Origin of the sequence: Brevundimonas phoenicis (assembly GCF_047237745.1) — a bacterium.
Taxonomy (GTDB): Bacteria; Pseudomonadota; Alphaproteobacteria; order Caulobacterales; family Caulobacteraceae; genus Brevundimonas.
Genome location: NZ_JBDFLN010000001.1, coordinates 2571681 through 2596740 on the forward strand (window position 1 = coordinate 2571681; position 25060 = coordinate 2596740).

The window sequence follows — 25060 nt, forward strand, 5'->3', positions numbered from 1 at the left end:
TTCACCGTCATAAAGCCTCCAACGCGATCGGCGAGGCCCGGTCGCCACAGGAGACAACACCATGAAGAAGGTTCTCGGACGTTACGGCAATGATCGCGGCCACTGGGTCGGCGACGGCTTCCCGGTTCGCTCGCTGTTTTCCTATGACAGCGTCGGCAAGCAGGTCAGCCCCTTCCTGCTGCTCGACTACGCCGGTCCGCACAACTTCGAGCCGACCGACAAACGTCGCGGCGTCGGCCAGCACCCTCACCGCGGCTTCGAGACCGTGACCATCGTCTATGACGGCGAGGTCGAGCACCGCGACTCGACCGGCCAGGGCGGCGTTATCGGCCCCGGCGACGTCCAGTGGATGACGGCCGGCGGCGGCATCCTGCACGAAGAGTTCCACTCGCCCGCCTTCGCGCGGAGCGGCGGCCCCTTCCGCATGGTGCAGCTGTGGGTCAACCTGCCCGCCAAGGACAAGATGACCCGCCCCGGCTACCAGTCGATCCTGAACGCCGACATTCCAACCGTTTCCCTGCCTGACAATGCGGGGACCGCGCGGATCATCGCCGGCGCCATGGACGGCTCGAAAGGCCCGGCCAGCACCTTCACCCCCATCAATGTGTGGGACGTGCGGCTGAACCAGGACGCCGAGACGACGCTGAACCTGCCGGAAGGCCACACGGCCATCGTGGTGGTTCTGTCGGGTCGCGTCACCGTCAACGGCGACCAGCCGGCCGGCGCCGCCGAGGCCCTGCTGCTGGACCGTAAGGGCGACAGCGTGACCCTGCATGCCGATGCGGATGCGACTTTGCTGATCCTGACCGGCGAGCCGATCGACGAGCCCATCGTCGGCTACGGCCCGTTCGTGATGAACAGCGAGGACGAGATCCGCACCGCCATCACGGACTTCAACAGCGGCCGCTTCGGCGACATCCCGGCGACCTGATCCTCCTCACGAAAACGTAAGGCCCGGTCTTCGGACCGGGCCGCAACCCCCAGCCTTTGCCGGACATTCGTCCGAGCGCGGCCCCCTGCCTGAAAGGAAAGACTTCCATGTCCGCTTCCACCCTGCCCGCCAACTTCAACGGCCAGCGTCCGGTCATCGACCCGAACGACGCCGTCATGCTGCTGATCGACCACCAGAGCGGCCTGTTCCAGACCGTGGCCGACATGCCGATGACGACCCTGCGCCGTCACGCCGCCGCCCTGGCCTCGATGGCGACCCTGGCCAAGCTGCCGGTCATCACCACCGCCTCGGTGCCCCAGGGCCCGAACGGCCCGCTGATCCCGGAAATCCACGCCAATGCTCCGCACGCCCAGTATGTGGCGCGCAAGGGCGAGATCAACGCCTGGGACAACCCCGACTTCGTCGCCGCCGTGAAGGCGACGGGCCGCAAGACCCTGATCATCGCCGGCACCATCACCAGCGTCTGCATGGCCTTCCCCGCCATCAGCGCCGCCTATGAAGGCTACAAGGTCTTCGTGGTGGTCGACGCCTCGGGCACCTATTCCAAGATGGCCCAGGAGATCACCCTGGCCCGCGTGGTCCAGGCCGGCGTCGTGCCGATGGACATGGCCGCCGTCGCCTCGGAACTGCAGAAGACCTGGCACCGTGAAGACGCCGCCCAGTGGGCCGAGGTCTACACCCAGATCTTCCCCCCCTACCAACTGCTGATCGAAAGCTACGGCAAGGCTCAGCAGGTCGCGACCGACCACGAGACCCTCGACTCGCAACGCGACTGACCGATGCGCGTCGGCTTCGCCTCGCCCCTTCAGACGGGGCGGAGCCGGCGTCATGCGCGCGCCTCGCCAAGGCGCATCCCCCGGAAAGGAGCCATTCAATGGCGAGCGAACCGATCCGCGATCCGAAGTCGGATCACCTTCTGACCCCCGAAAACTCGGCCTTCGTCATCATCGACTACCAGCCGGTGCAGGTGAACTCCATCGCCTCGATGGACCGCCAGCTGCTGGTGAACAACATCGTCGGCACGGCCAAGGCCGCCGTCGCCTACGGCCTGCCGATTATCCACTCGACCGTCAACGTCGAGACCGGGCTGAACCAGCCGCCGATCGGCCAGCTCCGCAAGGTGCTGAAAGACTATCCGACCTATGACCGCACCACGATCAACTCGTGGGAAGACGTGGAATTCCGCAAGGCGGTCGAAGCGACCGGCCGCAAGAAGCTGATCATGACGGCCCTGTGGACCGAGGCCTGCCTGACCTTCCCGGCCCTGGACGCCCTGCGCGACGGCTATGAGGTCTACGTCGTGGCCGACGCCGTCGGCGGCACCTCGGTCGCCGCCCACGAGATGGCCCTGCGCCGCATCGAACAGGCCGGCGGCAAGCTTATTTCTGTTCCTCAGCTGTTCTGCGAACTGCAGCGCGACTGGAAGCGTTCTGAAACCGTCCCCGCCTTCATGAACCTGTTCATCGAAACCGGCGGCACGGCCGGGATTCAGTTCTCCTACGACAAGGAGGACTGAGGGCCCGTATTCCCAGACACGGGTTCCCATTCTCATCCAACACAATCAAAAAGAGCGAGAGAAACCATGGCTGCCGACGACACCCTGCTGACGGGCGACAACCACGCCCTTCTGCTGATCGACCACCAGTACCTGCAACTGCTGGCCGTGCGCTCCCATCCCAATGATGTGGTCGTGAACAACACGGTCATGCTGGCCAAGGGCGCCAAGATCTTCGACGTGCCGACCCTGTTCACCACGGCCTTCGCCGAGCGGCAGGAGTTGATCCAGGAAATCCAGGCCGTCCACCCGGATCAAAAGCCGATCGACCGCACCGGCCTGAACTCCTGGGATGACCAGCGCGTCCGCGACTGGGTCAAGGCGACCGGCAAGAAGAAGCTTGTCATGGCCGGGCTGTGGACCGAGGTCTGCCTGACCATGCCAGTGCTGTCGGCCCTGGCTGCCGGGCATGAGGTCTACATCGTCACCGACGCCTCGGGCGGCGGCAGCGACGAAGGCCACGAACGCGCCGTCCAGCGTATGATTCAGGCCGGCGCCCGCCCCCTGACCGTCGCCTCCTACGTCAGTGAATTGCAACGCGACTGGGGTCGCGAGGCGACCGCCGCAGACGTGGCCAATCTGTTCGCCGAGCACGGCGGCGGCTTTGGCCAGGGCCTGCGCTGGGAATGGCAACTGCTGGCCCTCAAGGAAGGCACCCGCTGATCCCCGGGCCCGGAGCGGTTCGCCCTTGATCCGCCCATGACCCACGCCGAGGCCGCCATGATTTCCCGAAACGTCGCCGCCCTCGCCCTCTCTCTGCAACTGCTGGGCGCCGCCGCGCCTGCCGTCGCCGCGCCGATGCAGCCGCCCCAGGCCGCCGTCTCCGCGAGCGCCCTGCCTGCCTCCGGCGCCTACAAGATCGACCCGACCCACGCCCATGTCCGCATGAGCTGGAACCACCAGGGCCTGTCGAACCCCGGCGCGGTGTTCGAAACGGTCGAGGGCGTCGTCCGCATCGACGAAGCGAACCCCGAACGCTCCAGCGTCGCGGTGCGCATTCCCGTCAGCGGCGTGGACACCGGCGTGCCGCAACTGGACGCCGACTTCCTGACCGACAAATTCTTCGACGCGGCCCGCCACCCCGACATCACATTCCAGAACCGTTCGGTCGAGCGCGTGGGCCTGGGACGGGCGTTCAAGGTGCATGGCGACCTGACGGTGCGCGGCGTCACCCGTCCCGTGACCCTGGACGCCGTGCTCAACGGCGCGGGCGCCCACCCCATGACCGGCACGCCGGCGGTCGGCTTTGCAGCCACCGCCGTCCTGAAGCGTTCGGACTTCGGCCTGACCGTCGCCCTGCCCATGGTGAGCGATGAGATCAAGGTCGAGATCACCCTCGAAGCCGTCGCGGATCAAGCCGAAACCTCATGACTGACCAATATCTGCTGATCGGCCGCATCCTTCTGGTCCTGCTTTTTCTTCAGAGCGGAATCACCAAGTCCATCCGCTTCCAGGAAGGGTTGGGCGAGGTGCGCGCCAAGAAAATCCCCTTCGCGCATCTGGCGCTGCTGGGCACCATCGTCCTGCAACTCGCAGGCAGCGCCCTGCTGATCGCGGGCTGGTTCACCACGCCCGTCGCCGCCCTGATGGCCTTGTTCACCCTCGCCACGGCTGTGATCTTCTATGACTTCTGGAGCGTGAAGGGCGAGGCCCGCGCCGCCGCTCTGAACGGTTTCTTCGAGCACATCAGCATCATCGGCGGCTTCCTGATCCTGATGGCCGCCGGGCCGGGACGCTTTGTGCTCTGACACAGTGCAGGTTACACTCAACGCCATCTGGGAGCAGGAGAAAGCCCAATGATCGAACTCATCATCGAACAGCGCCGCCGTGACCTGGGAGGGTTCGAAGTCGGCCGCGTCCTGCCCTACGCCAAGCGCCGCACGGTCGGTCCGTTCGTCTTCTTCGACCACATGGGTCCGGTCGACATGCCTGCGGGCATTCCCAAGACCGTCGACGTGCGTCCGCACCCGCACATCGGCATCTCGACCCTGACCTATCTGTTCTCGGGCGAGATCACCCACCGCGACAGCCTGGGCGTCCAGCAGGACATCCGCCCGGCCGAGGTCAACTGGATGACGGCCGGCAGCGGCGTCACCCACTCCGAACGCTTTGAGCGCGCGCGCCGCGAAGGCGCCCTGCTGGAAGGCATCCAGGCCTGGGTCGCCCTGCCGAACGGTCAGGAGGAGATCGACCCTTCCTTCCAGCACGTCACCACCGCCGACCTGCCGACCTGGATCGAAGGCGGGGTCAAGGGCCGCCTGGCCGCCGGCGAGACCATGGGCATGAAGGCCGGCGTCAGCACCTTCTCGCCCCTGCACTACCTGCACCTGGAGCTGGAGCCCGGCGCGCGTTTCCAGACCCCGACCGACCATTCGGAAAGCGCGATCTATGTCGTGCAGGGCCTGGTCGAGATCGATGACGGCCGCCCCCTGGGCAACGGCCAGATGGCGGTGCTGGAGAAGGGCGTCGCCTCGGTCATCTGCGCGCTGGAGCCGTCGACCGTCATGGTGCTGGGCGGCGAGCCGGTGGGCGAACGCTTCATCGACTGGAACTTCGTCTCGTCGTCGCAGGACCGCATCGAACAGGCCAAGGCCGACTGGCGCGCCGGGCGCATGAAGCTGCCGGACATGGACGATCAGGAGTTCATCCCCCTGCCGCCCGATCCGACGCCGCCCGCGCCGGCCATGTCCTGAGCGGAACGCGCAACGTGGCCGTCGCACAAGTCCGCATAGGAACCGCCCGCTACCGGACCACGATCCGGACGGGCGGCGATCTGAAGCATGTACTGACCGCCGATGAGCCGGAACGGCTGAACGGCGGCGACCTGGGGCCTGCCCCCTTCGATCTGCTGATTTCGGCGCTGGGGGCCTGCACCGCCATCACGCTGAAGATGTATGCTGAAAAGAAGGGCTGGCCGTTGGAGGAACTGGACATCCGTCTGGAGTACCTGGGAAGCGAAAGCCCGCCGCGGATCAAACGTGTCCTGACGCCTGTCGGCCCGCTGGATGACGCCCAGCGCACGCGTTTGGCCGACGTGGCCGAACGCACGCCCGTGACACTGGCGATCAAGAACGGCGTGCCGATTCACACCAGCCTGGGCTGACGCCAATCCCGCCGCTGGACCTGCAGGCTCAGTAGGTCCAGCGGACACCCAGGCGCAGGGTGCGCGGCGGGCCGTAGCCTTCGACCCCGGTTCCCGTCTCGGACACCTCGACAACCTCGTCGAACAGGTTATCGGCGGCGGCCCAAACAACGGCGGCGGGCGTCATCCGCCATTCCGCACGGGCGTCCACGGCGACGGCGGCGCCCAGGACGCGACTGTTCAGATCGTCCTCGAACCGCTTGCTTTCATAGCGCGCCTGAACGGCCAGGTTCAGGCGGTCGCTGGCGCGCCAGTCCAGACCCGCCGTCGCGCTCCAGATCGGCGCCTGGGCCGGACGCAGACCGGTCAATTGCGGCGCCGCCGAACCGCCGTCCATGCGAGCGTCGGTGATGGAAACAGCGCCGTCCAGGGTCAGTCGGCCGCCCAGGCTGCGACGCGCCGTCAGTTCAACACCTGTCGCCTCGATGGTCCCGGCGTTCTGGCGTTGACGCAGCACGCCGCCAGCGGGGACAAAGCCCGCGCGCGGGAAAATTCCCGGCCCCTCGCCTATCGTCACATTGACGATGGCGTCCTCAATCCGGTTCCAGAACAAGGTCGCGCCGAAAGTCGCCACGAGCCCCTCATAGGCCAGGCCCGCCTCCACGCCCTGAAGCGTCTCGGGGACCAGGGCGGCGTTCGCCTCCGTCAGGTCATTGCCGACGCGGAACGGGCGGTGCAGTTCGTTCAGGGTGGCGGGCCGGAAGCCCGAATAGGCCGCCGCCCGGGCCGCCCAACCGCCGCCGATCATGCGCCGCGCCGCGAGGCGGGCGCTGACCACCTCGCCCGAGCGGTCAGGGTCGGCCTCGTCGAGGGTCGCCGCGCCGGTCGCGCGATCACGCTCCAGACGGCGGCCGTTCTCATTGCGCCAGCCGTCCAGACGCAGGCCGCCCGCCACCAGCCACAGATCGTCGCGCCATGACGCCTCGCCATAGAGTCCGGCGACCGAAGTCTCGCCCCCCGCGATCCGGTCGCGCGTGAAGGCGCCGTTCATGTAGCGGAAGCGTTCGCGGGTCTCGCCCTCGTTGAAGCGGGCGTCGGCGCCCAGCTCCCATTCCAGTCGCCCGCCCGCCACGTCGCGCGAGGCGCGACGCAGGGCGGCGTTGACGCCCCAGCCGGTCGCGGGCGTTTCATACTGATCATTGGCGGGCGTGGTCGAGTTGCGGTCCGCCGCCACCGCGACCGAACTGTTGGCGAAGTCGCTTTCGCGCCGCCAGGCCTGCAGCCGCCATCCGTAGGCGCCCTCCTGCGGCCGTTTCGCCGCCGTGGCTGACAGCAGGTGGCCGCTGGCGCTGGACCGCGCGCCCTGAAGACCCGAGCCGCGCTCCTCGTCATAGGCCGAAGCGCGCAGGGACAGCCTGGCCGCGCCAAGCGGCGCATCCAGTCGCAGCGCCGCTGCACGGGTCTCGATATCCAAAGGCGTGTCCGCCTTTCCAGCGGCCGCGCCGCGTACGGGAACATAGCCGTCGCTGGTCTCATAAAGGGCTGAGCCGGTCAGACGCAGCGACCCGGCGTCAACACCGACTGCGCCAGCCAGGCGCGCGCCGCCCCGCTCTGCGATTGAGGCGTCCAACACGCCGCCTCGTTCCCGCTCGCGCAGCTGGATCACTCCGGTCAGGGCGCCGGCGCCGTAAGGTCCGGCCCCCGCCCCGCGCACGATGTCGAGACTTTCCAGCGCCTCTGTCGGCAGTTGCGACCACAACACCCAGCCGCCGAAGGGGTCGTTTAACGGCACGCCGTCCAGCGTAACCAACGTGCGCCCGGCGCCCGAAGGGGCGATGGCTCGCAACGAAACGCCCTGTGTCGTCGGATTGGCCGCCAGACTGCTCGTACGCCGGAAGAGGGAAACCGCCGGAACCCCAGCCAGAGCCTCGTCCAGCCGCGCCGCACGATCCAACGCAGCACCGTCCAGCCGGATCACGGAAAAGGCCGCCTCGCCCGCTGCGGGCGGCAAACGCGCCGCTGTGACCACCACTTCATCGATAACCGTCGGCTGTGTCTCGAACAAAGCTCATCCCCCTTGGACCGGCCGCGCCCATACATCTGTTCGCCGCCGCACAAGAACAGGGCGCCGCTCGCTTGGTTGCAAGCCGGATCGACGCGGGCACGAGGAGACCCGCGTCGGCCAAATAGCCGCCCTATCAATAACTTGAGGATTTCTAAATTACGGGCGCGTGATCAACATGCCTTATTGCGCGCCGTTTTTAGCCTCTTTTTGCAGCGCAACAACATGATTAACCCCCCCTTGACCGTCCTGGCGCTTCTTTCGAGCACGAGCCTCTGCACCATGGCGCACGCCCAAACGGCGGAAAGCGCCACGGAAACTCAAACTTCGCACGCCGTGGCGGACGTGATCGTGACCGGCTCCAACATCCGGCGCGCCAACACCGAAGGCTTCAACCCGGTCCAGGTGATCGGCCGCGAGGAGCTGGAGAGCTCGGGCAAGTCGACCACGGCGGACCTGCTTCGCTCGATCTCGGCCAACACCGGCAACGGCTCGAACGAGACGCAGAACAGCGGCTGGTCGTCCGGCGCGGCGGGCATCGGCCTGCGCGGCCTGTCGCAGAAGAACACCCTGGTGCTGCTGAACGGGCGCCGCGTGGCCAACTACGGCTTCCCCGGCGGCGGTCTGTCGGACACCTTCGTCAATCTGAACGCCCTGCCGATGGTGGCGACCCAGCGGCTGGAGGTGCTGAAGGACGGCGCCTCGGCCGTCTACGGCTCGGATGCTGTGGCGGGCGTGACCAACATCATCACCCGTCAGAATTTCCAGGGTCTTGAGTTCGGCGCCAGCTACGGCCTCGCCGATCAGGGCGGACTGGAGACCTCGACCGCCAAACTGGTCGCCGGGCATGGCGACCTGGAGACGGACGGCTACAACATCCTGCTGTCGCTGGAGGCCTATACCCGCAATCGACTGGATCAGGATCAGCGCGACCTGACCAGGTCGGGCATCTACACCGACCTGCCCGGCGGCCGCTGGAACGGCTGGTCGGCCAAGGGGGCGCGCTTCCTGGTCGACGGCAAGTCCGTGCCTTTCCTCGACGCCCAGGGCCAGTGCCCTGAAGGCATGGTGCTGACCGCCAGCGCCCCGATCGACGGCCTGTCCGGCGAGACCTGCGCCATCAATCTGGCGCCGCACACGACGCTGATCCCCTCGACCGACCGCTATCAGGCCTATCTGTTCGGCACGAAGCGCCTGACGCCGCAGATCGAGGCCTTCGGCGAGGTGCTCTATTCCTATGTCGAGGGGGCGTCCCTGTTCGGCTCCAGCCCCTTCTTCACGCTGGAGGGAGGGAGGTTCGCGCTAAACGCCCAGACCGGGCTGGCCGAGCCGGTGTCGAATCTGCTGCCCGCCAATAATCCCTACAATCCCTACGGCGTCGCCACGCCGATCGAATACACCTTCTTCGACCTGGGCCGGACGCTGAAGACCAATGAGTCCAAGTCCTATCGCGCGCTGGGCGGCGTGCGCGGCCGCCATGACCGCTTCGACTGGGAGGCCGCCGTCTTCGCCTCGGGCAGCGACGAGCGCGAGACGGTGTCGGGCGGCTTCGCCCATCGCTGGAACCTGGTCGAAGCCCTGGCCAACGGCACGCTGAACCTGCATGAGCCCGGCGCCACGCCTCAAGCCGTGCTGGACGGCATCCGCCTGTCGACCCTGCGTCCCGCGGAGTCGCGCCTCTATGGGGCCGACTTCAAGATCTCGGGCGAACTGTTCAACCTGCCCGCCGGTCAGATCGGCTACGCCGCCGGGGTCGAGTTCCGCCATGAAAGCCTGGTCTCCAGCAATCCGTGGCAGATCGACGCCGGACTGCAGATCCGCCCGGCCATCGCCGCCGTGGACGGCGAGCGCGACGTCTGGGCCGCCTATGCCGAATTCAACATCCCCGTCCTGAGCAATTTGGACATCCAGGTCGCGGCGCGAGCGGATGAATACAGCGACTTCGGCAGCGCCTTCTCGCCCAAGGCGGGCGTGCGGTGGAAGCCGCTGGAGTGGCTGGCGCTGCGAGCCTCGGCCTCACGCGGTTTCCGGGCGCCGTCGCTGTCGGAGAACTCGGCCTCAACCATGATCTCCTACGGCTCGGTCATCGACCCCTATGATCCCGACCTGCCCAACTCTCGCCAGAGCCCGACCTTCTTCACCGTGGGCAACACCGATCTGGAGCCGGAAAAGACCCGCTCCTACAATCTGGGCGTCGTCTTCACCCCGACGCGTGACACGGCGCTGAGCATCGACTGGTATCAGATCAAGCTCGACAACCTGATCGGCACGGGAAACACCACCGCCATCATCCAGCAGAATGATCCCGCCGACGTCATCCGCGACGAACGCGGCAAGCTGCAGGCCGTCTACAACCGCTATCGCAATCTGTCAGCGCTGGAGACGTCGGGCATCGACGTGGACTTCAGCCAGCGCTGGCGCACCGACGATTGGGGGACGTTCACCGCCTCCAGCGCCTATACGCACCTGCTGGAATACAAGCGGCCGAACGCAGCGGGCGGTCCGTTGCTGGACTACGCCGGATCGAACCGGGGCTCGACCCTGCCGGCGCACAAGGCGACGACGCGGCTGGCCTGGAACCGCGACGTCTTCGACGCCAACCTGACCTGGTATTATACCTCCGGCTATGATCAGGTACCGGTTGTCGGGGGACAATCGCGCGTGGACGCCTATCACCAATTCGATCTGTACGCGGCGTGGTCCGGGCTGGAGCGCGTGACACTCTACACCAAGGTCGAGAACCTGCTGGACGAAGCGCCGCCGCACGACGCCTCCTTCCCCGGCGTCCGCGCCCCCTACGACTTCGGCCAGTACGATCTGCGCGGGCGCTATTTCCGCGTCGGCTTCGACGTCCGCTTCTGATCCCTTGCATCGAGACCTGACATCATGAGCGTTCAACACGCCCGTTCATCCATCCGGCGCATCCTCGCCAACGGCGCTGCGGCGGCGGTCCTGCTGGGCGGCGTCGCCCTGACGGCGCCCGCGCCCGCCCTGGCCCAGAGCGCCTATTTCTTCCCCCAGGCGGCGGCCGGGGATTTCGACCCCGCCATTCCGACGCCCGAAGCCTTCCTCGGCTATCCGATCGGCACGCACTACACCCGCCACGACCGCATCGTGGACTACCTGCGCGAGTTGGCCCGCCTGTCGGACCGGGTCACGGTCGAGGAGATCGGCCGCAGCTATGAAGAACGGCCCCTGCTGTCCGTGGTCATCACCTCGGGCGCCAATCAGGGCCGGATCGACCAGATCCAGCGCGCCCACATCGCGGCGGGCGATCCCGGCGGCCCGGCCGCCACGGCCGACGCCCCGGTCGTCGTCGGCCTGTTCTACAGCGTTCACGGCAATGAGACGTCCAGCGGCGAGGCGGCCCTGCTGACCGCCTACTACCTGGCCGCCGGGCGCTCGCCCGAGGTGCTGGACTGGCTGGACAAGGCCGTGGTCGTCATCGACCCGGCCCAAAACCCGGACGGCCGCGACCGCGCCGCCAACTGGCACAACGCCTGGAAGAACCAGCCCGCCGTCTCGGACCCGCTGGACAAGGAACACGTCGAGGCCTGGCCCGCCGGACGCACCAACCACTATTTCACCGACCTGAACCGCGACTGGCTGGCGGTGACGCAACGCGAGACCCGCGCCAAGCTGGAGGCCTTCCACCGCTGGCGGCCCCACATCCAGATCGACTTCCACGAAATGGGCGCGGGCAGCACCTATTATTTCGAGCCCTCGCCCGCCAGCATGGAAAGCCCGCTGCTGCCACGCGCCAGCTATGAATGGAACGTGACGCTGGCCAGGTATCACGCCCAGGCGCTGGATAGCCTCGGCTCGCTCTATTACACGCGCGAGGTCTTCGACAACTTCTCGCCGGTCTACGGCTCGACCTATCCCGACTTCCACGGCGGGGTCGGGGTGACGGTCGAACAGGCCAGCTCGCGCGGCCTGGTGCAGGACACGGCCAACGGCCCGCTGACCTTCCCCTTCACCATCCGCAACCAGACCAATGTCGGTCTGGCCACCATCCGCGGCGCCGTCGCCGAGCGCGCCGGGCTGCAAGCCTTCCAGCGCGACTTCTTCCGCTCGGCTGTCGAACAGGGACGCCGCCACTCCAGCCAGGCCTTCGTCTTCGGCGATGCGGCCGATCCGGGTCTGACGCGCCAGACCCTAGGCCTGCTGCTGACCCACCACATCCAGGTCCATCCGCTGACCGAGCGGGTGACGCAGAACGGCCGCGCCTATGAGCCGGGCAGCGCCTATGTCGTGCCCTCGGCCCAGCCGCAGTTCCGCCTGGTGCACTCCATCTTCGACCGGACGCCCCCGACCAAGGGCAGCGTCTACGGCAGCACCTCCTACGCCGTCGCCCTGGCCTATGGGCTGAAGAGCGACGGCCTGCGCCGCGTCCCCGCCCACGGGTCCGCCGTGACCGAAGCGCCCGTCGCAACCGGCGGCGTCAGCGGGCCTCAGAACGCCTACGCCTATGTCGTCGACTGGCGCGACCTGAACGCGCCGCGCGTTCTGGCGGCCCTGCTGCGTCAGGACGTGCGCGTCCGCGCCGCGTTCGAACCGCTGACCGCGCGAACGGCGGCCGGCGACAGCGCCTTCGGACGCGGCTCCCTGGTCGTGACCACGGCGGGACAGCCTCTGGACGCCGCCGCCCTGCGCGCCGCCATCGATACCGCCGCGCGCGAGGCCGGCGTGGTCGCCCACGCCGTCTCGACCGGCCAAAGCGTCGCGGGCGTCGATCTGGGCAGCGACAATGTGAAGGTCGTGCGCGCCCCTCGCATCGCCCTGGTCATGGGCGAGGGCGTCAACGCCACCGAGATCGGCGCGACCTGGTTCGCCCTCAGTGAGCGGCTGAACTATCCGGCGACGCGGCTGGACCCGTCGCAACTGGGCCGCGTGCTGCTGGGCGACTATGACAGCATCGTCCTGTCGGGCGGTCGCTACGACAACCTGAGCCAGCCGACGGTGGACGCCTTGACAACCTGGGTGCGGGCGGGCGGCTCACTGGTGTTGTTCGGCAGCGCTGCACGCTGGGCCGCCGCCAACGGCCTGGCCCCGCAGACCGCCTCCGAAAACGAGAAGAAGGCCGAGGTCGAGCGCCGCGACTATGCCGACCGCAGCGCGCTCCTGGGCGAGCAGCGCACGGCGGGCAACGCCCTCTCGGCCGACGTCGACATCAGTCACCCGCTGGCCTTCGGCCTGTCGCGCCGCGACCTGTTCGTGAACAAGGAGACGGACGTGGTCCTGGCGCCCGTGGCCGATCCCTTCGCCAACGTCGTACGGATCGAGACCAGCCCGCAGGTCAACGGCTACCTGCCCGAAGCCCTGCGCGCCCGCTCGGCGGGCTCGGTCTGGGCTCAGGTGAACCCGATCGGGGCGGGCAACGTCGTGCTGTTCGCCGACGACCCGGCCCACCGCAAATACTGGTTGGGGACGGAGCGTCTGCTGATCAACGCCCTGTTCCTGTCGAATCATCTCTCATCTGGACGACGTTGAGCCAGAGAGATCAGGCGCGCAGCGTGGCCCCGCCGTCGACGTAGAGGTCGGTCATTGTGATGTGGGCGGCGCGGTCGGACAGCAGGAAGACCACGGCCTCGGCGATGTCTTCGGGCGTCGCCAGCTTCTGCAACGGGATGCCCGCCTTGAACGTCTCGGGCGAGCCGGCGATGACGCGGGCGGCGCCGTTCTCATCGGCCCACATGCCGGTCTGCATCGGCGTCAGGGTCGAGCCGGGGGCGACAACGTTGCAGCGGACGCCCTTTGGCCCCAGCTCCAGCCCCAGACAGCGGGTGAACATGGTCGCCGCCGCCTTGGACGCGGCATAGGCCGCCATCGCATGACGCGGCACGCCCGCCGCGTTCGAGCTGACGGTGACGAAGGCCCCTTTGCCCCGCCTGCCCATCCGCCGCGACGCCGCGCGGCCCAGATGGAAGACCCCGTCCGCATTGACCGCAAAGACACGGCGCCATTCGGCGTCGGAGGTCTGATCCACCGTCACATTGGACAGGACGCCCGCCACGCTGGCCACCAGGTCGATGGGGCCGTCCTCGGCCTCGATGCGGTCGAACAGGGCCTCGACCGCTGCGCCGTCGGACACGTCCAGCGGCTCGACCCGGACGCCGTTCAGGAAGGCCAGACCCGACAGCGCGGTGGACGGCAGGTCGGTGGCGACCACGCGCGCGCCCTCCTCGACCAGCAGGCGCACCACGGCGGCGCCGATGCCGCCGCCCGCGCCCGTGACCAAAGCCAGACGGCCGGACAGTCCGCTGTCTCTCATCGTGTCGTATCCTCTGCGGCGGTCATGCGGGCGTCCAGCGCCGGGGCGATCAGGGCCGTCGCCGCCGGGCCGGTCAGTTGCGGGTGCAGGAAGGGAACCTCGACCACATCCAGATCAGCGGCGTAAGGGCGCCACAGGCCCGGCGTCAGGTCGCGCTCCTGATGATCCAGCGCCGCGCGGACGTGTGTGGTGCGGCCGCCGAAGGCCTTGTGATGGTGTTCACGCACCAGACGGTTGGTGTCCAGCACCACGCGAATCACCCCGTCCAGCGCCGCCTCAGGCAAGCCGCCCAGCGCGCTGTCGCCCGCCTTCAGGAAGGCGACAATGGCCGCGCGGCTACGCAGCTCGGGATACTGGGTCGGGTCGTATCCGGCGATGGCCAGAAGGGCGCGCATGGCGTCGACCGGATCCGGGTCAGGCTCGGCGCGCCAGCACTCGGCCGGGTAGGAGTCCAGCATGGCCATCAGCCCGACCTTGGCCCCGCGCCGCTCCAGCTCGACCCCCGCCGCCTGGGCGATGATGCCGCCGACGGACCAGCCTGCGATATGCACCGGGCCGGGCGCGCCCAAGGCCAGAATATGATCCACATAGACCGACGCCAGCGCGTCGATCCCATCCGGTAGGGCGTTGGCCGGGTCCAGCGCGGGCGACTGCACGCCCCACACCGTGCGGCGCGGCGACAGGGCGCGCGCCAGCGTCCGATAGCCCCACGACAGCCCCCCCGCCGGGTGGATCAGGAACAGCGGCGGCAGAGCCGGATCGCCCTCGGCCAGACGGATCAGCACGCCCAGCCCGTTGTCGAAGTCCAGCGCCTCGGCGTCGATCAGGGCGGCCAGTTCCGCCACGCGCGGCCGGTCGAACAGGGCGCCCAGCCCCGGATCGCGCCCCAGCCGCTCGCGGATCAGCATCATCAGATGCACCGCCAGCAGAGAGTCGCCGCCCAGGGTGAAGAAGTCGTCGTCGGCGCCCGCCGGTTCGGCCCTGCCCAGCGTCTCGGCGAACAGTTCGGCGATGATTTTTTCGGTCGGCGTCTCGGCCGCCCGGCCTGCTGCGGCCTCGAACACCGGGGCGGGCAGCGCCTTGCGGTCCAGCTTGCCGTTGGAGGTCGTCGGCAGGGCGTCCAGCGCCACGATGGCGGCGGGCACCATGTAGTCGGGCAGGCGCGCGGCGAGCTTCGCCTTCAGGGCGGCGGGATCGTAGCCCTCGGCCGGGACCAGATAGGCGACCAGACGGCGCTCTCCCGGCCGGTCTTCGCGCGCCAGCACCACCGTCTCGCGCGCTAGGCCCGAGGCGATGACGGCGGCTTCTATCTCGCCCAGTTCGATGCGCAGGCCGCGGATCTTCACCTGATGGTCGCTGCGGCCCAGATAGACGACCGCGCCGTCCGCCCGCCTGCGCGCCACGTCGCCGGTGCGATACAGGCGCTGGCCCGGATGGTGCGGGTCGGGGATGAAGCGGTCCTCGGTCAGGTCGGGTCGGTTCAGATAGCCGCGCGCCAGTTGCACGCCGCCCAGATGCAGATGGCCGCCCATGCCGGGCGCCACGGGGCGCAGCCGCTCGTCCAGAATGACCAGCCGCGTGTTCCACACCGGCCAGCCGATCGGCATGGGCCGGGACGTATCCTCCGGACCGGCGGCCCAATAGCTGACGTCCACCGCCGCCTCGGTCGGGCCGTAGAGGTTGTGCAGTTCGGCGCTCACCGTCTGGTGGAAACGGTCGCGCAGTTCGGCGGGCAGTTCCTCGCCGCTGCAGAAGACGTGGGCGACCGCGATCCCCTTGGCCGCCGGATCGGCCAGAAAGGCCGACAGCATGGAGGGGACGAAGTGCAGGTCGGTGATCGCATGGCGGCGGATCAGCCCGGCGATGGCCGCCGGATCGCGGTGCGCGCCGGGCGGGGCCACGACCAGTTCGCCGCCGGAAATCAGCGCCAGGAAGAACTCCCACACCGAGACGTCGAAGGTGGCGGGCGTCTTCTGCAGGATGCGGGTGTGGGCGCCGACGCCGTACTCGGCCTGCATCCACAGCAGGCGGTTGACGATGGCGCGATGCTCGACCAGCACCCCCTTGGGATCGCCGGTCGACCCCGAGGTATAGATGACGTAGGCGGCGTCCTCGCCTCCTTGCGCCACGGCAGGCGCAGCCCCGTCCAGCGGCCAGTCGACAGGCGCCAGCAGGGCCTCGCCGAACGCGCCGCCGATGTCTTCATGGGCCAGGACGACGCTCGGCCCGGCGGCGCGGACGATGGCGGCGATGCGCTCGGCCGGATGCTCCAGATCCAGCGGCAGATAGGCCCCGCCCGCGCGTAAGATCGCGACCAAGGCGATGACCAGCTCCAGCGAACGCGGCAGGGCCACGGCGACGAGGCTCTCACGCCCCACGCCGCGCGCCGCCAGCGCCGAGGCCAGCGCGGCCGTGCGGCGGTCCAGTTCGGCGTAGGTCAGGGTCTGCTCGCCGAAGGTCAGGGCCGGGGCGTGCGGCGTCGCCTGCATGGCCGCCTCCAGCAGGGCGGTCAACGTCGTATCGGGCACCGGGTGGGCGGTGGCGTTGAAGGCTTCCAGTTCGCGGACGGCCTCGCCCGGCGTGGCGATGGGGACTTCGCCCAGGGTCTCGGCGTCCAGCGCATTGGTCAGGAAGGCGGCCAGACGCTCTGCGTGGGCGGCGGCTTCGTCCAGCGTGTAGAGGTCGGGGTTGGCGTCGACCTCCAGCGTCAGGACCGGCGCGGCGTCGCCGCGGAAGGTGAAGCTGATGTCGTCGACCGGACCCGTGCCCAGCACCTTCAGCGTCGTGTCCAGCCCCTCAAAGCGCGGCGGCAGGTCGAACGGCAGGACGTTGACCAGCGGCCCGTACAGGCGCCGCGCCCCGCCGATCAGGCCCAGGTCGCGCCGCAGCTGCTCGCTGCGGTAACGGCCGTGGCGGCGGGTCTTGATCAGGGCCTTGGAGGCCACGATCAGTTGTTCGTCCAGCGGCGCGTCCTCGTCCAGCGTCAGGCGCAGCGGCGGGACGTTCATGATCATGGCGGGCGTGCGCGCCGAGGCGCTGCCCATACGGCCCATCCACGGCACGCCAATCACCGCCTCTTCGGCACCCGAGAAGCGGCGGACATAGGCGGCCCCGATGGCGGTCAGAACGTCGGGCCATGACAGGCGTCCGGCCTCGGCGCGGGCGCGCAGGCGGGCCGTGACCTGCGGCGGCAAGGCGCGCTCGATGCGGTGGAAGCGGTGGGCGGTCGTGGCCTTGCCGGGCGCCAGAGAGGCGACCTCGGGCGCGTCGCCCATGATCTCGCGCCAATACGCCGCGTCTGCCGTGCGCTTGTCCGAGGCGCGATAGGCGGCGTCTTCTTCCCACACCTTGGCGATAGGGTTGAAGACCGGACCTGGCGCCGGGCCGCCGCGCGCGACGTTGTAAAGCTCGGCCACGCGATTGGTCAGCAGGGCCATGCCGAAGCCGTCGGTGGCCAGATGGTGAACGCGCAGGCTCCACAGGAAGCGTTGCGGGCCCATGCGGAACAGGATGTTGGCGGCCAGCGGATCGTGCGTCGGGTCGAGCGGCGTCTCATGGTCGCGGCGCATGGCGGCCATGGCCTCGGCGACCGGGTCGGCGGCGGCGGACACGTCGACGATCTGAAGCAGGGGCCGATGGGTCGGGTCGAGGGTCTGGAAGACCTCGCCGCCTCGCTCAAGGAAACGCAGCGACAGGGCCTCGGCCTCGGCGGCGGTCTGATCGACGGCGGCGCGGAAGGCCTCGACGTCCAGATCGCCCCGGATGTCGAGATAGTGGGCCGTGTTGAAGATCGGGTTGGCCGGGTCCAGCCTCTGGGCGAACCACAGGCCGGATTGAGCTTCCGTCAGCGGGTGTTCCAGCACCGCCGCCATGCGTCCGTCGTCCATGATGTCAGGTCAGGCGTCGTGACCGGCGGCGCGCAGGCGCGCCTGAACCACGCTCCACCAGCCTGCGAGCGTGGTGTGCTCGGCCAGTTCGCTGAACTCCAACGGCACGGCCTCGCTCCACGCCAGCGACAGGTTGAGGGCGCGCAAGGAGTCGACGCCCAGGTCCATCAGATTGTCGTCGTCCAGGATGGAGTCCGGCGTTTCGTGCAGCACGGCGGCGACATCGGCGCGCATGCGCTCCAGCGTCAGATCCTGCGGGGTCAGCTTGGTCATGTCAGTCGTTCCAGAACGCGCGCCGTCGAAAGAGCCACGGCGCAGGTGTCGGCGGCCCAGGCCACCGCGCCCATATGCTTGTCGCGCGAGAAGTCGCCAAGCGCATCGGCGACGAAGAAGGGTTCGATATCGCGCTGAAACGCCTCGGCCGCCGTCAGTTGGCAGCCGATGTGAGCGTAGACGCCGCAGACGATCAGCTGGTCCCGCCCTCGCACGCGCATCAGCGTCTCGAGATTGCTGCGCTGGAAGGCGCTGTATCGATGCTTGACCAGAGGGAAATCGCCCGGCGCCGGGGCCAGTTCAGGCAAAATCTCTTCATGCTCAGGTGCGCGGCTCATGCCCGGTCCCCACAGGTCGGCTTGCAGGCCCCGGTCGCGGCGATCCTGATCGCCATGCTGGGCGGTGTAGAAGACCGGAACGCCCGCCGCCCGCGCCGCCGCGATCAGGCGGGCGATGTTGGCGATCAGGGCGGGCAGCGGCTCTGCGCCCGGCGCATAGGGGCGCATGAAATAGCGCTGCATGTCGTGGACCAGCAGGGCGGCGCGATCACGCTCCAGCGTCCACTGGGCGCGCGAGGCGGGGATCTCCGCCTCGGTCGGCAGGGCGTAGGCCGGGACGGTAGGCAGGCCTTTGGAGACGCTCACGCCTTGCCCTCTTCTTCCAGAATGCGCTGGCGAAGCGCCGCGCGCAGTTCGCGGCGGCTGACCTTGCCCACGGCGGTCACGGCGAAGTCGTCAACGAAGACGATCTGGTCCGGCACCTTGAAGTCGGCGATGTCGCGCTTGCGCATCCAGGCCTTCAGCTCGACGCCGCGCGGCGGGGCGCCGTTGGGGATGATGAAGGCGCAGATACGTTCGCCCAGATAGTCGTCGGGCACCGACACCACGGCGGCGTCGAAGACGGCCGGGTGGGCCAGCAGGTGATCCTCGACCTCCTCGGCCGAGATCTTCTCGCCCGCGCGGTTGATGTGGTCGGTGGCCCGGCCCATGACGACCAGATAGCCCTCGGGCGTGCGGCGCACCACGTCGCCGGTGCGATAGAAGCCGTCGTCGGTGAAGGACCGCTCATTGGCCGCCGGTTCGTTGTGATAGGCGCGGATCGTATAAGGCCCGCGCGTCAGCAGATTGCCCGGCTCGCCCTCGGCCACGGGCGCGCCCGCATCGTCGACGATCAGGATTTCGTCGTCGGGGCTGATGGGGCGTCCTTGCGTCTCGACGATCAGGCTCTCGGGGTCGTCCAGCCGGGTATAGTTGACCAAGCCTTCGGCCATGCCGAACACCTGTTGCAGGGTGCAGCCCAGTTCAGTGCGCACGCGCCGCGCCGCCTCGGGCAGGAACTTGGCCCCGCCGACCAGCAGCACCTGAAGGCTGGACAGGTCGTGGGTCTTCTTGGCCGCCGCCTGCATCCACAAAAGGGCCAGAGGCGGCACCAGTCCGGTGATCGTCACCCCCTCGCGCTCGATCAGGGGAAAGCAGATATCCGGCGACGGCGACGGCGCCATCACCACCGTCGCCCCGACATAGAGGGCGCCCAGATAGCCCGGCGAGCTCATCGGGAAATTATGCGCGGCGGGCAGCGCCGTCATATAGACGCTCGCAGGCGTTAGCCCCGAGATGTCGGCGCTTTCGCGCACGCTGTAGAGGTAGTCGTCGTGGGTGCGAGGGATCAGCTTGGACAGGCCGGTCGAGCCGCCCGAAATCTGCAGGAAGGCCACGTCGGACGGATCGGCGTCGTCCGTCGGCAGGGAGGCCGGATCGGCGCGGAAGCCGTCGAAGGCGGCGAACTCCTCGGCCTCGCCGACCACGATCACATGGCGCAGGTCCGGAACCTCCGCCTGAACGGCGCGGGCCAGGGCGCGATAGTCGAAGCCTTCATGCCGGTCGGCGACGACATAGGCCGACGCCTCGGCCCGCGTCACGAAGTGGACGATCTCGGTCGAGCGGTGCGCGGGCAGCGCATAGACGGGGATCAGCTTCGCCCGGAACAGGCCGAAGATCACGCTGAGGAACTCAGGCAGGTTCGGCAGTTGCACCACCACCCGGTCTCCAGGCTTCAGCCCCAGCGCCAGGAAACCGGCGGCGGCCGTCTCGGCCTTTTGCAGCAGTTCGCCATAGGTCCAGCGCTGCTCCATGCCGACCACGGCCACGGCGTCGCCCTGCGCCTCCGCCCGACTGCGCAGCAGCTGGGAGAAGGTCTCGCCGCGCCAATAGCCCTTGGCCCGATAACGCGCCGCCATGTCGTCCGGCCAGATCTGTTGCAGGGGAATCATACGCTCGCCTCATCCACGCCCAGGGCGCGCAGGACGGCCTGGAACTTACCCGACGTCTCGTCCGCCTCGGCGGCGGGGTCGGAGCCTTCGACAATGCCCGCCCCGGCATAGAGACGCGCCTGATCGCCGCACGTCTCGGCGCAGCGCAACGAGACGTACCATGCGCCATCGCCAAAGGCGTTGGTCCAGCCCACGGCCCCGGCATAGAAGCCCCGGTCATAGCCTTCAAGCGCGTGGATCATCTCGGCCGCCCGGTCGCGCGGCGAGCCGCAGACGGCGGGCGTCGGATGCTGCAGGGCGGCCAGTTCAGCGGCGGAAGTCTCGTCGGGGCGAAGCAGCCGCCCCTCGATGCGGGTGCCCAGGTGCCACATGGTCCGCGTCGACACCAGCGCCGGTCCCGGCGGCGCGCGCAGGTCGCTGCAGTAGGGCGCCAGCAGGTCCATGATGGCCTCGACCACCAGGGCGTGTTCGCGGCGGTCCTTGTCGGAGGCCAGCAGGCTCTGCGCCGCCGCCTCGTCCTGCACCACGTCGGTGCTGCGGCGGGCCGATCCGGCCAGCGGGTGAGAAAAGACGGCCGGGCCGCGCTTGGACGCCAGCAGTTCGGGCGTGGCGCCGACCAGACGGCGCATGGCGCCGTCAGCCCCCTCGCCCAGCGGCGTCAGGAAGCGCGCGGCGGTCGGGTCGGCCTTCAGGTCGCGCCACAGGGCGAAGGGGTCGATCGCGCCGTCGCCCTGAACCTTCAGGCTGCGCGACAGCACCACCTTGTCGACCGGCTCGGCGCCGCCCTGCGAGGCGCGCATGGCCTCAAGCGCCTGCGTCACCGCCGCCTCATAGGCCGCGCGCGAGGGCTCGGGCGTCAGGGCGCGGATCGCAGGGCGCGACGCGCTTGAGGGCATGTCCCAAATACGGTTGGCCGCGCGCTCGGGCAGGAACAGACAGTCGTCGGCGTTGCGGTCGAACGGCAGGGCTCCGACCAGCAGGCGCGGCGATGGTTCATCGGTTTCCGGCGCGACCGGCAGATCGGCGAAGAAGCGGCGCACGCGCGCGCCCAAGGTCGCCGCCGGTCCCGGCGTCAGGCGCTGCTTCAGGCCCGTGGTGAAGAGCCGCAGCTCCGGCGTCGTCAGTCCAAAAGCCCAGTCCATGTCGTCCTTGGGCGCCACCGCGTCATGGCGTTCGGATGCGCCGCCGCCGATCTGAACCGACAGATCGGGCGCGCCCCAGAACTCCGCTACTCTCGACTCCATGCTGATCCCTGCCGCACTCAAGCTGTTGCATATCATTCGCAACAACCGGCCTATAGCCGAGCAACCTTCGCATTGTCTTGCGGCGAGATTAATTCCAAGCCGGTCTGGTCGTTTCGCCGCAGAGGTTTAGAAGGGCGCTCATGCGAATGCTTGTCATTGACGATGATGCCCGAACCCGCGCCTTCGTGGCCGAAGGCCTGCGCCAGCAGGGGCATACGGTCGATGAGGCGGGCGACGGCGAGGGCGGGCTGCACATGGCGATGGAGGGCGAATACGACGCCATCGTCGCCGACCGTATGATGCCGGGCCTGCCGGGGCTGGAAGCGGTCCAGGCCATGCGCGCGGGCGGACTGAAGACGCCGGTGCTGATGCTGACGGCGCTGGGCTCGGTCGACGACCGGGTGGCGGGGTTGAACGCGGGCGCCGACGACTATCTGGTCAAGCCTTTCGCCTTCAGCGAACTGAGCGCGCGACTGCAGGCGCTGGTGCGGCGCCCCCCGCTGGCCGAGGCGACGACGCGGCATCGCGTGGCCGATCTGGAGGTCGATGTGGCCGCACACCGGGCGACCCGCGCGGGCCAGACGCTGGACCTGACGCCGCATGAGTTCAAACTGCTGGAGCGGCTGGCGCGCAACGCCGGTCACGCGGTGACGCGCACCATGCTGCTGGAAAGCCTGTGGGGCTTCCACTTCGATCCGCGCGCTAATCTGATCGACGCCCACATCAGCCGCCTGCGGGCCAAGGTGGATCGCGGCTTCGATCAGGAGCTGATCCACACCATCCGGGGGGTGGGCTATGTCCTCAAGGCCCCGGACTGAACCGCAACGCCCGTCCGTCTGGACCACGGCCAGCCTGCGCTACGCCGCCGCCTTCTCGGCCCTGTTCGGACTAGGCGCGGCGGTGATGATCGCGGGCGTGGACTACGGCCTGATGCGCTTCGCCGAGGCCGAGGTCCGCGACGGGCTGAACCACCAGATGGACGTCATGCGCGCTGACGCTGACCGGCACGGCACGGCCCAGCTGGTGCAGGAGCTGAACGCCGAAGCCCGCAACCGCGACGCCCGCCGCTATCTGTTGCTGGTCGAGGCGCCGAACGGCAGCACCTTCTCCAACGGCCTGACGCGGCTGGCGGTCAATCAGAGCGGTTTCCGCCGCAACCTGCCCAACAAGGCGCGCCCCGCGCGCTGGCCCGACCAGACGCCGAACATGCTGGTGCTCAGCGCCCAGGCGTCCGACGGCGGCCTGCTGGCGGTGGGGCGCGACATCCAGCATCTGGACGAACTGCGCGGCGGCATCCGCCGCTACGCCCTGATGAGCGGGATCGCCCTGATCCTGCTGGCGTTGGCCGGGGGCTGGTTCGCCGGCCGGCTGTTCCTGCGGCGGCTGGAGGGGGTCAATCAGGCGGTGGGCCGCATCATCGCCGGTCAGGATTCGACCCGCCTGCCCGCCGTCGGCCTGGGACGGGAGTTCAATGAGCTGTCGGCCAATCTGAACCGGATGCTGGACCGGCAGGAGGCGGCGCTGACCACGCTGAAGACCCTGTCCGAGGGCGTTGCCCACGAACTGCGCGCGCCGCTGAACCGGGTCCGCAACCGGCTGGAGGATCTGGCCGCCAATCTGGACGACGCCAGCGCGCGCGAGGCCGCCGTCGAGCGCGCGCTGGAGGAGACGGACCAGGTCAGCGCCCTGTTCGAGGCCCTGCTGACCCTGGCGCGGATCGAGAGCGGCGACGCCGCCCTGAAGACCGAATCGCTGGACCTCGCCGTCCTGACCGGCGCCGTGGCAGACATCTACAGCCCGTTCGTCGAGGAGGCGGGCGGACGGATGAGCGTCGCCCTCGCCCCGACCGGAACGGTCGAGGCCGACCCCGCTCTGCTGCAGCAGGCCCTGGCCAATCTGATCGAGAACGCCGTCTTCCACGGCGGCGGACAGATCGAGGTCTCGTCGTCCAGCGCAGACGGCCGGGCGATCATCCGTGTCGCCGACTACGGCCCCGGCGTGCCGGACGCCGAGCGCGAAAAGGTGCTGCGCCGCTTCTATCGCCTGGATCAGGGCGAGAGCAGCCACGCCTCAGGCGCAGGGCTGGGTCTGGCGATGGTGGCCGCTGTCGCGCGGGCGCACGGCGGCGACCTGCGGCTGAAGGACAATCGGCCGGGTCTGGCGGTGGAGCTGGCCCTGCCCGCCGCAATGGCCAAGCCTTAGTTGCAATTCATTCTCAATTAGTCGATCAAGCCGCTCCATGCCGTTCAGGAGCGCCTCATGACATCCGCCACCTCGACCGTCGCGGCGCCCGACGGCGCCTTCAGCCTGAAGCCCCTGCTGTTCACGGCGGGCGTCGGCAGCATGTCGATGATGGCCTTCGTCGCCGTGGTCGGGCCGATGGCGCGACTGCTGGGCCTTCAGCCCTGGCACGTCGGGGCGGCGGTGACGGCGGCGGGCATGGCCTGGATGCTGATGGCCCGCTTCTGGGGTGCGCGCAGCGACGAGGTGGGGCGGCGCAAGGTGCTGCTGATCGCCCTGGCCGGGTTCGCCGTCAGCTATGCGGCGCTGGGCCTGTTCATGAGCGCGGCCCTGGCCCTGGTTCCGGCGGCCATCGTCAGCTTCCTGGGCATGACGGCGGCGCGCACCGCCGCCGGCGCCTTCTACGCCGCCGTGCCGCCGATCTGCGCCGCCGTGGTCGCCGACCACACGGCGCCGCACGAACGCGCCCGCGCCATGGGCGCCGTCGGCGCGGCCAGTTCGCTGGGCATCGTCTTCGGACCGGGTGCGGCGGGCCTGCTGGCCGGTTGGAGCCTGAGCGCTTCCCTGATCATCATCTCCGCCCTGCCCGTCCTGGCCTTCATCGCCGTGTGGCGCTTCCTGCCCGCCGATGCGCCGCACGAGACGCGCAAGAAGGCGGCGCTGAAGCTGGCCGACCTGCGCATCCGCCGCGCCGTGGTCACCGCCTTCGCCGCCATGTGCGGCGTCGTCGTCTGCCAGGTGGTCGTCGGCTTCCTAGCCCTGGACCGCTTCGGCCTGTCGCCCAATGAGGCGGCGCGGACGGCGGGCGTCGCCCTGGCCGTGGTCGGCGTGGTGCTGTTCTCGGCCCAGATGGTGCTGCGTCGATTGAACTGGACGCCGTCGCGCTTCATCCGCATCGGCGGGAGCATCGCCGCCGTCGGCTTCGTCGCCGCCGCCTTCGCCGCGACGCCGCTGCAACTGTGGGCCGCCTATGGCGTCATCGCGGCGGGCATGGGTTGGGTCTATCCCTCGCAATCGGCCCTGGCCGCCAACGCTGTGGAGGCCCACGAACAAGGCGCCGCCGCCGGAGCCGTGGGCGCCGCGCAAGGCCTGGGCGCCGTGCTGGGGCCGCTGGCTGGAACCGTGGCCTATCAGGCGGCGCACGGCGCGCCCTACGCCGTGTCGGCGGTGATGATCCTGATCGCGGCGCTGTGGCCCGCCACGCGCCTCAAGGCCGGCTAG

At 69.1% G+C, this 25060-nt stretch carries 20 protein-coding genes; 13 read left to right on the forward strand and 7 right to left on the reverse strand.

Features of this window, described 5'->3' with window-relative positions:
• The first annotated feature begins 61 nt into the window (after window positions 1–61).
• The 8 genes from ABC419_RS12925 (at window position 62) to ABC419_RS12960 (ending at window position 5610) form a co-directional block, all read left to right on the forward strand.
• The gene (locus ABC419_RS12925) at window positions 62–931 is read left to right on the forward strand and encodes a pirin family protein (RefSeq protein ID WP_412877222.1); all 870 of its coding nucleotides are present in this window, start codon (window positions 62–64) and stop codon (window positions 929–931) included.
• Window positions 932–1038: 107 nt separating this feature from the next.
• Window positions 1039–1728, forward strand: coding sequence for a hydrolase (locus ABC419_RS12930; RefSeq protein ID WP_412877221.1), 690 nt, complete (start codon window positions 1039–1041; stop codon window positions 1726–1728).
• 98 nt (window positions 1729–1826) lie between these two features.
• A complete protein-coding gene (locus tag ABC419_RS12935; protein WP_412877220.1) occupies window positions 1827–2468 on the forward strand; it encodes a hydrolase in 642 nt (213 codons plus the stop codon).
• Window positions 2469–2534: 66 nt separating this feature from the next.
• Window positions 2535–3170, forward strand: coding sequence for a hydrolase (locus ABC419_RS12940; protein ID WP_412877219.1), 636 nt, complete (start codon window positions 2535–2537; stop codon window positions 3168–3170).
• Between the two features lie 36 nt (window positions 3171–3206).
• Window positions 3207–3878: a YceI family protein gene (locus tag ABC419_RS12945; protein WP_412877218.1), complete on the forward strand. Its 672-nt coding sequence runs from the start codon at window positions 3207–3209 to the stop codon at window positions 3876–3878.
• Window positions 3875–4255: a DoxX family protein gene (locus ABC419_RS12950; protein ID WP_125901596.1), complete on the forward strand. Its 381-nt coding sequence runs from the start codon at window positions 3875–3877 to the stop codon at window positions 4253–4255. The genes ABC419_RS12945 and ABC419_RS12950 overlap by 4 nt, the downstream gene beginning before the upstream one ends.
• A 48-nt stretch (window positions 4256–4303) precedes the next feature.
• On the forward strand, window positions 4304–5200 hold the full coding sequence (locus ABC419_RS12955; protein ID WP_412877217.1) for a pirin family protein: 897 nt from the start codon (window positions 4304–4306) through the stop codon (window positions 5198–5200).
• Window positions 5201–5214: 14 nt separating this feature from the next.
• The gene (locus tag ABC419_RS12960) at window positions 5215–5610 is read left to right on the forward strand and encodes an OsmC family protein (RefSeq protein WP_125901598.1); all 396 of its coding nucleotides are present in this window, start codon (window positions 5215–5217) and stop codon (window positions 5608–5610) included.
• 28 nt (window positions 5611–5638) lie between these two features.
• Here the strand turns inward: ABC419_RS12960 and ABC419_RS12965 are convergent, their stop codons facing one another.
• Window positions 5639–7654 (reverse strand): TonB-dependent receptor, encoded by a 2016-nt coding sequence (locus ABC419_RS12965; RefSeq protein ID WP_412877216.1) that lies wholly within the window; start codon window positions 7652–7654, stop codon window positions 5639–5641.
• A 279-nt stretch (window positions 7655–7933) separates the two neighbouring features.
• Between ABC419_RS12965 and ABC419_RS12970 the strand changes: the two genes are divergently transcribed.
• Together ABC419_RS12970 and ABC419_RS12975 are read left to right on the forward strand one after the other, a co-directional pair.
• Window positions 7934–10513, forward strand: coding sequence for a TonB-dependent receptor (locus ABC419_RS12970; protein WP_412877215.1), 2580 nt, complete (start codon window positions 7934–7936; stop codon window positions 10511–10513).
• Window positions 10514–10537: 24 nt separating this feature from the next.
• On the forward strand, window positions 10538–13144 hold the full coding sequence (locus ABC419_RS12975; RefSeq protein ID WP_412877214.1) for a M14 family zinc carboxypeptidase: 2607 nt from the start codon (window positions 10538–10540) through the stop codon (window positions 13142–13144).
• Window positions 13145–13154: 10 nt separating this feature from the next.
• Here ABC419_RS12975 and ABC419_RS12980 read toward each other — a convergent pair whose 3' ends face one another.
• From ABC419_RS12980 to ABC419_RS13005, 6 genes are read right to left on the reverse strand one after another with little or no spacing between them, the layout of a single operon-like run.
• Window positions 13155–13925, reverse strand: a complete 771-nt coding sequence (locus tag ABC419_RS12980) for a 2,3-dihydro-2,3-dihydroxybenzoate dehydrogenase (protein ID WP_412877213.1) — start codon at window positions 13923–13925, stop codon at window positions 13155–13157.
• Window positions 13922–17812, reverse strand: coding sequence for a non-ribosomal peptide synthetase (locus ABC419_RS12985; RefSeq protein ID WP_412877212.1), 3891 nt, complete (start codon window positions 17810–17812; stop codon window positions 13922–13924). Before ABC419_RS12985 ends, ABC419_RS12980 begins: the two co-directional genes overlap by 4 nt.
• Window positions 17813–17821: 9 nt before the next feature.
• Window positions 17822–18085 carry a phosphopantetheine-binding protein gene (locus ABC419_RS12990; RefSeq protein WP_024353927.1) on the reverse strand — a complete coding sequence of 88 codons (264 nt, stop codon included), beginning with the start codon at window positions 18083–18085 and terminating at the stop codon, window positions 17822–17824.
• Window positions 18082–18729 carry an isochorismatase family protein gene (locus ABC419_RS12995; protein ID WP_412877211.1) on the reverse strand — a complete coding sequence of 216 codons (648 nt, stop codon included), beginning with the start codon at window positions 18727–18729 and terminating at the stop codon, window positions 18082–18084. Before ABC419_RS12995 ends, ABC419_RS12990 begins: the two co-directional genes overlap by 4 nt.
• Entirely contained in the window at window positions 18726–20354 is a 1629-nt protein-coding gene (locus ABC419_RS13000) for a (2,3-dihydroxybenzoyl)adenylate synthase (RefSeq protein WP_412877210.1), read from the reverse strand. Before ABC419_RS13000 ends, ABC419_RS12995 begins: the two co-directional genes overlap by 4 nt.
• Window positions 20351–21598, reverse strand: a complete 1248-nt coding sequence (locus tag ABC419_RS13005) for an isochorismate synthase (RefSeq protein WP_412877209.1) — start codon at window positions 21596–21598, stop codon at window positions 20351–20353. Before ABC419_RS13005 ends, ABC419_RS13000 begins: the two co-directional genes overlap by 4 nt.
• A gap of 140 nt (window positions 21599–21738) precedes the next feature.
• On the opposite strand from ABC419_RS13005, the gene ABC419_RS13010 reads away from it, so the two are divergent.
• From ABC419_RS13010 to ABC419_RS13020, 3 genes are read left to right on the forward strand one after another with little or no spacing between them, the layout of a single operon-like run.
• A complete protein-coding gene (locus ABC419_RS13010) occupies window positions 21739–22416 on the forward strand; it encodes a response regulator (RefSeq protein ID WP_459562595.1) in 678 nt (225 codons plus the stop codon).
• Entirely contained in the window at window positions 22394–23800 is a 1407-nt protein-coding gene (locus ABC419_RS13015) for a HAMP domain-containing sensor histidine kinase (RefSeq protein ID WP_412877208.1), read from the forward strand. Before ABC419_RS13010 ends, ABC419_RS13015 begins: the two co-directional genes overlap by 23 nt.
• Before the next feature lie 57 nt (window positions 23801–23857).
• A complete protein-coding gene (locus tag ABC419_RS13020) occupies window positions 23858–25060 on the forward strand; it encodes an MFS transporter (RefSeq protein ID WP_412877207.1) in 1203 nt (400 codons plus the stop codon).